10 protein-coding genes and 1 pseudogene are annotated in these 10,136 nt (G+C 39.8%); 7 read left to right on the top strand and 4 right to left on the bottom strand.

The genetic code is table 11. The features are described from left to right. Nucleotides 1-136: 136 nt before the first annotated feature. Nucleotides 137-997 (top strand): MurR/RpiR family transcriptional regulator, encoded by an 861-nt coding sequence (locus FPQ13_RS12470; RefSeq protein ID WP_144089654.1) that lies wholly within the window; start codon nt 137-139, stop codon nt 995-997. A 74-nt stretch (nt 998-1,071) separates the two neighbouring features. Here FPQ13_RS12470 and FPQ13_RS12475 read toward each other — a convergent pair whose 3' ends face one another. Continuing rightward, a complete protein-coding gene (locus FPQ13_RS12475) occupies nt 1,072-2,202 on the bottom strand; it encodes an ABC transporter ATP-binding protein (RefSeq protein ID WP_144089655.1) in 1,131 nt (376 codons plus the stop codon). Nucleotides 2,203-2,315: 113 nt separating this feature from the next. Then, entirely contained in the window at nt 2,316-3,164 is an 849-nt protein-coding gene (locus FPQ13_RS12480; protein WP_144089656.1) for a PucR family transcriptional regulator, read from the bottom strand. Nucleotides 3,165-3,287: 123 nt separating this feature from the next. On the opposite strand from FPQ13_RS12480, the gene proC reads away from it, so the two are divergent. After that, nucleotides 3,288-4,076, top strand: a complete 789-nt coding sequence (gene proC, locus FPQ13_RS12485) for a pyrroline-5-carboxylate reductase (protein ID WP_144089657.1) — start codon at nt 3,288-3,290, stop codon at nt 4,074-4,076. 242 nt (nt 4,077-4,318) lie between these two features. Here proC and menC read toward each other — a convergent pair whose 3' ends face one another. Continuing rightward, nucleotides 4,319-5,431: an o-succinylbenzoate synthase gene (gene menC / locus FPQ13_RS12490; RefSeq protein WP_144089658.1), complete on the bottom strand. Its 1,113-nt coding sequence runs from the start codon at nt 5,429-5,431 to the stop codon at nt 4,319-4,321. Between the two features lie 86 nt (nt 5,432-5,517). Between menC and FPQ13_RS12495 the strand changes: the two genes are divergently transcribed. From FPQ13_RS12495 to FPQ13_RS12515, 5 genes and pseudogenes are all read left to right on the top strand, one after another. Further along, nucleotides 5,518-6,123, top strand: a complete 606-nt coding sequence (locus FPQ13_RS12495) for a pyroglutamyl-peptidase I (protein ID WP_144089659.1) — start codon at nt 5,518-5,520, stop codon at nt 6,121-6,123. A gap of 15 nt (nt 6,124-6,138) precedes the next feature. Beyond that, complete coding sequence (locus FPQ13_RS12500) at nt 6,139-6,429, top strand: hypothetical protein (RefSeq protein WP_144089660.1); 291 nt, start codon at nt 6,139-6,141, stop codon at nt 6,427-6,429. Between the two features lie 174 nt (nt 6,430-6,603). After that, nucleotides 6,604-6,831, top strand: a complete 228-nt coding sequence (locus FPQ13_RS12505; protein ID WP_144089661.1) for a hypothetical protein — start codon at nt 6,604-6,606, stop codon at nt 6,829-6,831. 124 nt (nt 6,832-6,955) lie between these two features. Further along, nucleotides 6,956-8,160 (top strand): annotated as a pseudogene (locus FPQ13_RS12510) (Nramp family divalent metal transporter). Nucleotides 8,161-8,210: 50 nt separating this feature from the next. Next, on the top strand, nt 8,211-8,654 hold the full coding sequence (locus FPQ13_RS12515) for a PH domain-containing protein (protein ID WP_144089662.1): 444 nt from the start codon (nt 8,211-8,213) through the stop codon (nt 8,652-8,654). A gap of 285 nt (nt 8,655-8,939) precedes the next feature. On the opposite strand, the gene FPQ13_RS12520 is transcribed toward FPQ13_RS12515, so the two are convergent. After that, nucleotides 8,940-9,854, bottom strand: a complete 915-nt coding sequence (locus FPQ13_RS12520; protein WP_144089663.1) for a DUF7916 family protein — start codon at nt 9,852-9,854, stop codon at nt 8,940-8,942. Between the last annotated feature and the right edge of the window lie 282 nt (nt 9,855-10,136).

The following is a 10,136-nucleotide window of genomic DNA, read 5'->3' on the forward strand; positions in this document are numbered from 1 at the left end:
TATACAGACTTTGGGGAGGTACTTCCTTTTTTGTGTTTTGAAACCCTTGCCCTGTAAGGGCTAAGATTTATGAAATTTATTCATATAATTTCATTTATGATTAAAAAAATAGTGTGAAATGGTAGGGGGTGAATAGATGGCGAAAGCAAATGGAGGTTTAATGATTTTAAAAGAGATGAAAGATCAACTTCCTCCTTCGGAACGTAAGATTGCAGAATATATCCTATCAGATCCCGAAAAAGCTATTCAAATGACGGCTGTTGGGATTGGCGAAGCAAGTCATACTAGTGGTGCAGCAGTAATTCGCCTTTGTAAATCACTGAGTTTGGGAGGTTTACAAGAATTGAAATTACGCATCGCAGGAGATCTTAACGGAGAAGTAACCGAATTTAACCGTGATATTGAGAAGAATGAAGACTTTGATAGCATAATACACAAAATCACACAGTTAAGTATGAATACACTTCGAGAAACCGAGCAAATATTAAATTTATCAGAGTTGGAAAAAGCGGTCGAACGCATTCTGAACGCAAAAAGCATTCACTTTTTTGGTGTAGGAGCTTCAGGGATTGCTGCAGTTGATGCACAACAAAAATTTACCCGGATAAATAAGCACTCTACAGCTTACAGCGACGTTCATATGGCCACTACTTTAGTTGCGAACGCTGGTAAAGACGATGTCGTCGTAGGTATTTCTTTTTCAGGAGAAACTTTTGAGGTCAAAAAAATTATGGAGCTTGCTAACGCAAATGATGTTTCTACAATTAGTATCACAAGTTTTGGAAAATCTTCTGTTGCTAACTTAGCGGATATTAATTTACATACATCACCTGCAAAAGAAGCTACTTTCAGAAGTGGTGCAACATCATCTAGAATGGCACAGTTACACGTTATAGATATATTATTCATGTGTATTGCTTCAAAAATGTATGATCAAGCTGTTGATTATCTCGATAGCACTAGGGGAGCTATTGCCTCTTTGCATAAAAGTAAATAAAAACTCCAGATTAGCTATTTCTGCAATCTGGAGTTTTATTTATGCATTAAGAAGATTGATAGATTAAGTTTATTTTAACTTTGTTGGAAAGTTAGATTGCCCTGACTTACTTTAATTCTCTCTTCAGTTTCTTGGTCAAAAAAGTGTACATGATTCATTTCAAATCCAAGTTTCACAGTATCTCCTGCTTCATGCTCAGCGGATGCTGCGACCTTTGCAATAAATTCTTCGTCGTTAAGAGAAGAATATAGATAAGTCTCTGATCCCATTAATTCTGCGACATTCACTTCAGCATCAAAAAAAGTGATGTTTTCAGTACCTTGTAATTCGGTTGGAGAAACAATGTTTTCTGGACGTACGCCTAAAGTGATTGATTTACCTTCGTAGCCCTGGTCTTTTAATTGCTGATATCTATCTCCAGGAACTTCTATATCTATGTTTCCTATTGCAATTTTTCCTTCTGATAAAAATCCGTTAAAGAAGTTCATTGCTGGTGAACCGATAAATCCAGCAACAAATTTATTGTTTGGATTGTCAAAGACATCTTTCGGTGTACCAACTTGTTGTATGATTCCGTCTTTCATGACAACCAAACGTGATGCCATGGTCATTGCTTCCGTCTGATCGTGCGTAACATATATAGTTGTTGTTTGAAGCCTGTGATGTAATTTTTGAATTTCAGCACGCATTTGCACACGTAGTTTAGCATCCAAGTTAGAGAGAGGTTCATCCATTAAGAACACTTTTGCATCGCGTACAATCGCTCTTCCAAGAGCAACACGTTGACGTTGTCCCCCAGATAGTGCCTTAGGTTTACGATGTAAATAGTCTTCTAACCCTAAGATTTTGGCTGCATTGTTAACGCGGTCCTTAATCTCTTTCTTTTTGAATTTCCGCAACTTTAATCCGAACGCCATGTTATCATACACGGTCATATGTGGGTAAAGTGCATAGTTCTGAAAGACCATTGCGATATCCCGATTTTTCGGTGCCACATCGTTCATTCGTTGGTCATCGATGTATAAATCACCAGATGTGATTTCCTCCAAGCCAGCAATCATTCTTAGAGTAGTAGATTTTCCACAACCAGAAGGTCCAACAAATACGATAAACTCTTTATCTTGAATATGTAAGTCAAAATCTTTTACTGCTTGAACATCTTTCCCATAAAACTTATTGATGTTTTCTAGTCTTAACTCTGCCATAAAATTCCCCTCCATAGATCATTTAAGTTCAGTTTACCGAATATTCAAAGATAAGATAATAGAAAATCTGCACACGATTATTAAGCTTTAGTGTGCAGATTGTCGGGTTGAAATTATTTAGCATATTGAATAGCCATATAAACATTTTGGCTATCTTCAAAATCATGCAAATTGCAATTTGTTATTTTTTGAAAACGTTCGATTCTGTTCTGTACAGTGTTTCTATGCATGAATAATAATTTCGAAGCTAAAGTAATGTTAAGTTGACACTCGATTACTGTTTCAATTGTATTTAATAACTCGACATCATTAGCTGTCTCCTTTAGAATACTGTCAGCAAAAAGCAACTGTTCATCATCAGAGAGCTGTTGCATCAAATAGTATACTAACGCTTGGTCTTGATGGATAAACTTTTTGTTGGTGAACTGAAAGCAGCTCTGTGAAATCTTTTTTATTTTATGAAAAAGATAGGGTAATTCATCAACATCGGAATATAAAGATGACTCAAAAACTCGCAAATTCATCTCTAAATCACTAGATAAAACATCTACTAACGGAGCAATATCAATTATATCTTCTGCTGGCTCAATGGACTCTAACAAAATTAACTCACTTTTACCCAAAGGAAAGTAAATCAATTTTTTTCCGAAAACATCATTAAGAGATTTCTGTACAAGTAATAAATCTTCTATTGGATCTGAATTGATAACAATAAATAGTCGAAATTGACTTACTTGCTCAGGTGCTTTATCTGTTTCACCATTGATAAATGATAACCAATTAATAGACTGCTCATCTAAATTAACAGGTGATAGAAGTAGTTTGAGTAATTGTATAGATTCATCTGTTAGATCATTGTATGGTATACCGTAATTCTGATCATTATATGTAAATTGATAGTGAGAATCGCTGTTTGATTCTTTGGTTAAATTTGGGAAAACTTGTTTTAGTTGATGAATCATTATTATAACCCCCTCTAAATTTATTTTACCTTAAATGAAGATATTCCAATAGTATAACCCTGTACTTTCAAGCTTCTATCTACTAAAATTAAATTCAACTATTCGTACGAGGTGAATGTTAACATGGATAAAAATATTGGTTTTATTGGCAGTGGAAAAATGGCACAAGCGATGATTGGTGGGATGTTGGAATCGAGAATGGTGGATAAAAATCAGATTCTTGCTTCCGCTTTAACGACCCGCACGATCAATTGGATGGAAGAGCGATATGGAATCGAGATGTTCAGAGATAATAAAAAAGTCGCTTCAGAAAGTGATTATTTATTTTTTGCAGTGAAGCCATATGTTTATCCAGAAGTGATCGAAGAAGTAAAAGGACATTTGAAGAAAGGTTCAATCATTATCACCATTGCACCAGGTGTTTCGATTAAAGATATTACTGACGTATTCGGGGAACATACAAAAGTTGTCCGTAGCATGCCGAACACACCTTCATTTGTCGGAGAAGGCATGACCGTCATTAGCCCGAATGAACACGTATCCGATCAAGAGCAAGGTGAAGTCATTAAGATTTTCCAAGCTTTCTCACAAGTGGAAGTGATGGATGAAAAGCAAATGGACGCCATCCCAGCAATATCCGGTTCATCCCCGGCATATGTCTACGTCATGATTGAAGCGATGGCAGATGGTGCGGTGAAGCAAGGAATTCCACGTAGACAGGCATATCGCTTGGCGAGTCAGGCTGTGTTGGGTGCCGCAAAAATGGTGCGCGACACGGACATTCACCCTGGAGAGCTGAAAGACCAAGTGTGTACACCGAAAGGCACAACGATTAAGGCGATCGCTGCGTTGGAAGAAAACGGCTTCCGCAACAGCATTATAAAAGCAATGGATGCGACAAGAGAAGAATAATAGAAGTAAGCGCGCTCTTCATAAGATGAATGAAGAACGCTCTTTTTTGTGGGTGCTATGAGCGGTTAGCGTACTTCTTTGAACGTTTGCGTGCGCACTTTGAACGGTTATGCATACTTTTTGAACGATAGCGTTATTCTTTTGAACGCTTAGCACCGTCGTTTGAACGATCACGCACATCATTTGAACGTTTAATGCTCTCGTTTGAACGTTCAGCCCTGAACACGCTCACTAAAGCCGAATTAAAATTCAAACACTTTTTTAGCAATCGTAAATTTCTCCATCGCCTCATGATCGATGTCATACCCAATCCCTCGGCCAGTCGGTACAGTGATTTCACCGTTATCAACCATTACTTCTGGTTTAATAATATCTTGGTCCCAATAAAGTGCAGAAGCTGCGGTGTCTCCAGGTACAGTAAAGTTCGGCAGGCTTGTGAGTGCAATGTTATGTGCTCGTCCGACTCCAGCTTCAAGCATGCCGCCACACCAAACGGTGATTCCTTTTTCAGCACAATAGTCATGAATGCGTTTGGCTTCGGTCAGTCCGCCGACGCGCCCGATTTTGATGTTGATGACTTTGCAGCTTCCGAGTTCAATCGCCTTCCGAGCGTCTTCAAATGAGTTGATGCTTTCATCCAAACAAATCGGTGTATGAATTGCTTGCTGTAGAAATGCGTGATCGACAATATCATCATGACCGAGTGGTTGTTCGATCATCATCAAGTTAAATGCGTCCAGTCGCTTCAAATGCGTAAGGTCATCGAGTGTGTAGGCCGAATTGGCATCAGCCATCAACTGTGCAGTTGGGAATTTCTTACGGACTTCTGTTAGTGGCTCGATGTCAAAGCCGGGCTTGATTTTCAACTTCACCCGCTTATAGCCTGCATCTAATTTTTCTTGGACACGGCTGAGCAATTCTTCGGTCGTCGGTGCAATGCCGAGACTGATGCCGACATCAATCGTTTGTTGACTACCTCCAAGCGCCTCACTCAACGAGATGCCTTTTCTTTTGGCGTAAAGATCCCAAACAGCGCCTTCAATGGACGCTTTCGCCATGTTATTTCGGCGGATGACCGAAAAACGTTCGGTGATCTCGCGCGGGTGATTGATTGGTTTTTCCATTAATAACGGAATCAAAAAGTCAATAAGCATATGCTCCGTCGTCCACACCGTTTCCTCGGTATACCAAGGCTCTGTGAAGGCAACAGACTCGCCGTAACCATGATTTCCTTCACCGTCTTCAATTTCAATAATAAACAGTTCTTTATTTTGAAGAGTACCAAAACTCGTTTGAAACGGATTTTTCATTTGCATGCGTAATTTGTGCAAGGTGATTTTTTGAATGGGGACCATGGAATGACTCCTTTATGCATTCAGTTATTTTCTTCATTTTATCATATCGAACATGTGTTAAAATGGCAGGAAAGGGAGCGAGTCAGATGAAAACATTATTGTTAACTGGTTTTGAACCGTTTTTAAATTTTAGCGAAAATCCAACAATGAATATTGTCAAAAATCTTCATAATACAGAAATAGCAGGCTATCAAGTGGTCGGAAAGATTTTGCCCGTCGATTACAAAAAAAGCGGCGATGCCATTATCACCTTGATTAAAGAAGTGAAGCCGGATGCTGTTGTATCTTTAGGGTTAGCTGGCGGAAGAAATCAAATAACACCTGAGCGGATTGCGATTAATTGCAATGAGTCCGATCAACCCGATAATGCCGGCAACAAGCCGAAGGGTGAACAAATACATACGGACGGACCAGACGGTATATTCTCGACATTGCCGATTCAACAAATGGTTGATCGCTTATATGAAGCGGGTTTCCCAGCGAAAATATCGAATTCAGCGGGCACTTATTTGTGTAACCATGTCATGTACAGAGCGCTTTATTATTTTCAACAAAATAACGAACGAGTGCCAACAGGGTTTATCCATATGCCTGCATCACATCAGCTAGCAATTGAGCATGGGCGAATCCCGAGCTGGTCACAAAACGATTTACATGAAGCAGTAGAAATATGTTTAGCGTGCTTAAATTGAGTTAGGAGAATGATTATGGCGGAAGTTATCTCATTTGTATTATTGTTAATAGGGATTACTTTATTAATGTGGAGAGATCTAAAAAAGTTAAACGTTCGTGAGTGGATTGGCTTCTTTATTAGCCTTGTGACGGCTGTCGCTGTCGGAGTTATCATTATTTACTTTTTCGGAAATTGGATGTTGGACATGATTGATCATACTACACTGGAATGGTTACTCAGATGGGTAATTGCCATTTTTGGCGTGGTCATCGCTTCTTACATTCATTTCAAGCTGACTAAAAAGTTTACACATGGGAAGTTATAAACTCAGTTCCACCTAAGTTCACCATGATTGAAAACAGAGCAATCGGGGAATAGTAAACCAAAAGCAAAAAAAGGTGTGTCCCTAATGCGATGGATTTTTCGGATGTTATTTCGTGTATTTGTAGCTAAGAAATTATACAACAAAATTCGTGGCAGAAAATAACGAGGTGATTACATGAGTGAACTAGAAGGTTTAGATGGTACTGTAAATGTCTTTGTGAATGGGAAAGAGGTCGAAGTCTTTATGGGTGCACGAGTGAGAGATGCACTCATGACCTATGATCAAGAAGCATTCAGTGAGCATTTGCAAGGAGAAGTTAGAATCGAAGACCAAGAGGGACACCGACTGAGCCCGCAAGAACGCGTGGCGAACGGTGCACAGTATTTCATTGATAAAAAATAAATCGTTTACTAAAAAGCTTCAATAGCCAATGCTGCTGTTGTAGCTTTTTTTATAGCCAATTGCATTTTGTCAATAATCAGAAAATAATGTATGCTGTACATGAAAAATAACGGGGAGGTTCCATATGGCTCAGAAAGGATTGTTCGAACGACTGAAGCGGGTTGGACCAGGAACGATTGTCGCTGCAGCAATTGTCGGACCTGGGACCGTAACGACAGCTTCATCTGTTGGCGCTGAATTTGGTTATACACTCATTTGGGCGCTCGTCTTCTCCGTCTTGGCGACCATGTTTTTGCAAGAGATGACAACCCGTTTAGGTGTTGTGTCTCGCATGGATTTAGGAGCTGCGTTCCGCAATCAATTTCAGAACCCGGTATTGAAAACAGCTACAATTCTTTTAATTATTTCAGCAATTTTTGTCGGGAATGCGGCATATGAGGCAGGAAACATTACCGGCGGTGCCATTGGTGTAGCCGCACTTACAAACACGCCTGTTAGTTATTGGTCAATCGTGATCGGCGTCATTGCTGCCCTTTTATTATGGTTTGGAAATTATAAAATGATTGAGCGTGTTTTCATCGTTTTAATTGCAGTGATGAGCTTTAGTTTTATTGTGACGGCGATTGTTATCCAGCCAGACTTTAGTGAGATATTTGGAGGATTTGCTCCTCAGATTCCAGACGGGGCAGCAATTTTAGTGATATCTTTAATCGGTACAACGATTGTTCCTTATACACTTTTTTACAATCGGCAACGGTGCAAGAACGCTATGAAGGAAAAGAGCGTTTAGGAGATAGCCGCTTCGATATTATTTTTTCCATGATCATCGTTATGGTTGTCACCGTTTCGATCATCGTAACTGCAGCGGTTGCATTTCCGCTTGGAACCAATATTGAAAACCCAATTGATATGGCTAATCAGATTGAACCGCTGCTCGGTACTTGGGCAAAATATGTCTTTGGTTTAGGCATTTTTGCGGCGGGAATTACTTCAGCGATGACAGCACCACTTGCTGCAGCGTATGCGACAACTGGAGTGCTCGGATGGAAACAGCATTTAAAATCATATAAATTCCGCGCGATTTGGTTGTTCATTTTAATCATAGGAGTCGTTTTTGCCAGTATGGGTTACAGTCCAATTCAGCTCATCGTCTTTTCGCAATATGCAAATGGATTAATTTTACCTGTTATCGTTCTGTTCCTGATGTTTGTTATGAACAATAGTCGAATGCTAGGTGAAAATACAAACCGAACATGGCTCAACATCGTCGGTTGGATTATCTTTGCGATTACGCTATTGCTTGCGTTGAATAGTTTTGAAATCATTTAAAGAAACGGAATTGAATCAGTTTCGTTAAAAGTAGAGAAGAGGTTTAGCTGATGTATTTTCCGTCAAAAAAAGATTTATTTTTTATCATCGTTTTCTGGGGAATAATTCTGTTTTTAGTCGGCGTATATTTTGTGGGTGGCGAACCTGATGGCTATCAGTTGATCACGTATGATAGCTTGATTGGAATCATCATTAATGTATTGTTGATTGGTTTTTTGTTATGGATTTGGTTTGGCACCGGATATTTAGTAGAGGATGGAACGATTGTTATACGATCAGGACCATTTAAGTCAACGGTACCAATCGATGAGATTAAAAAGTTACGTAAAACAAAAAGCCCTTTTTCAGCACCAGCTTTGTCAATTGACCGGATGGAGATTTTATATGGCCATTATAAAGTAGCGTTAATTTCCCCAGACCATGAAGAAAAATTCGTTGCGATGTTGTTGGAAGTGAATCCGAGGATTGAATTGGATGAGAAACTGAGGGAGTAATTACGAGAAGAAAACTACGTATATTCCACAAATGAAAAAAATGAGTATAGCGCTCATCAAGAAGTAATCGATCAACGTATCTTCAGGCTTATTCGTTACTTTCGATTAATAGATCAACTTTCCATCCTCGGAATCGAAAATGAGTTCACCTGAAATTAAAAGAAGACTAATCAAAAGAAATCCATATACATATTTAATGGTTTTATAAGTATAACATCTCATTATTCCCCCTCCATAAATCTAACCTTTTGAAAAGCAGTCCAGCAAACTGAACTGCTTATTTTTTTATCGGTTAATAGAACGAGCCATACGGATATATGTGTGACGCTTGCCACGGATGACAATAGAGTAATCCATGATGTTTTCCGGTATAGAAAGCCCTGTGTATCCAGCATCACCTAAATGATGGATATCTGCACCGACCATTTTATTTTGGAGAGCGATTTGGCGGATCGTCGCTTGATCAGCACCTTCCTGGCTCGTCCCGATTGTTGTCATGACAAGAGCACCTTTTTTATGGGCTACTTTTGCCCAATGGCTTGCGTGCTCAACAGTGATTCCTGGAACTGTTCCTGGAGATGGCATCAAAAGGACGTCAGCTCCCGCCTGAATAAATTTTTCAATCCATTCATCCGTAATAATTTCCCCACCTTTCTCACCAGCGACACCGGCTCCGTGCATTTTTCCAGCAATAATCATGACGTCTTCCTGGAAGATTTCGCGGGCCCTCTTGATTGCTGATTCGATTTCTGGGTTAGTGACGCCTGTTTGCGGGTTGCCGGTAAAACAAACAAAGTCGACTCCAAGTTCATAAGCTTTTTTCAATGATTCTTCGGCAGCTGTTCGTCCAATCGGCAGGTCGCTCAAATCCTCAAGTTGCTTTGCATGAGGGTCAATTGGCTCGAGGTTAATTCCGACAGGCCTTCCCGTCAATCGCTTTATTTCATCGACGATGTTATCTGCATTCTCGGTCACACCATTGACCGTCGGTTGAAAAACATCAAAGATATTCATCAAAATAAGATCGGCACCAAATGCGGTTGCCATCTCTGCATTCGTGACTTCCGGATACATCGGTTGACTCGTTCCAATCACTTCGGACAAAACGACCCGGCCTTCAGATGCCTGGATGGATGCTTTTAAGTCTTTACCAGAGAGTTGTTGCATTTCGCTCGTTGTGCAACTGATTAGTCGTTTCAATTTCGGATATCCTCCTTAGTCTGTTGCTTTCGATTACAATGGAAAATTGTATAAGGCTCGTCTATACCCCCGATCGACTGAGAAACGTTGCCGAAAAGTCGTATAGAGAGGCTCTATACTCCCGAATGGCTGATAAAAATTGCTGAAAGGTAGAATAGAAGCGCTCTATTCGCCCGAACAGCTCAAAAAAATTGCCGTAAGGTCGAATAGAAGCACTCTATTCGCCCGAACGGCTGATAAAAATTGCTGAAAGGTAGAATAGAAGCGCTCTATTCGCCCGAA

The sequence above is a fragment of the Allobacillus salarius genome, from assembly GCF_007559425.1.
In the GTDB taxonomy this organism is placed as follows: domain Bacteria; phylum Bacillota; class Bacilli; order Bacillales; family Alkalibacillaceae; genus Allobacillus; species Allobacillus salarius.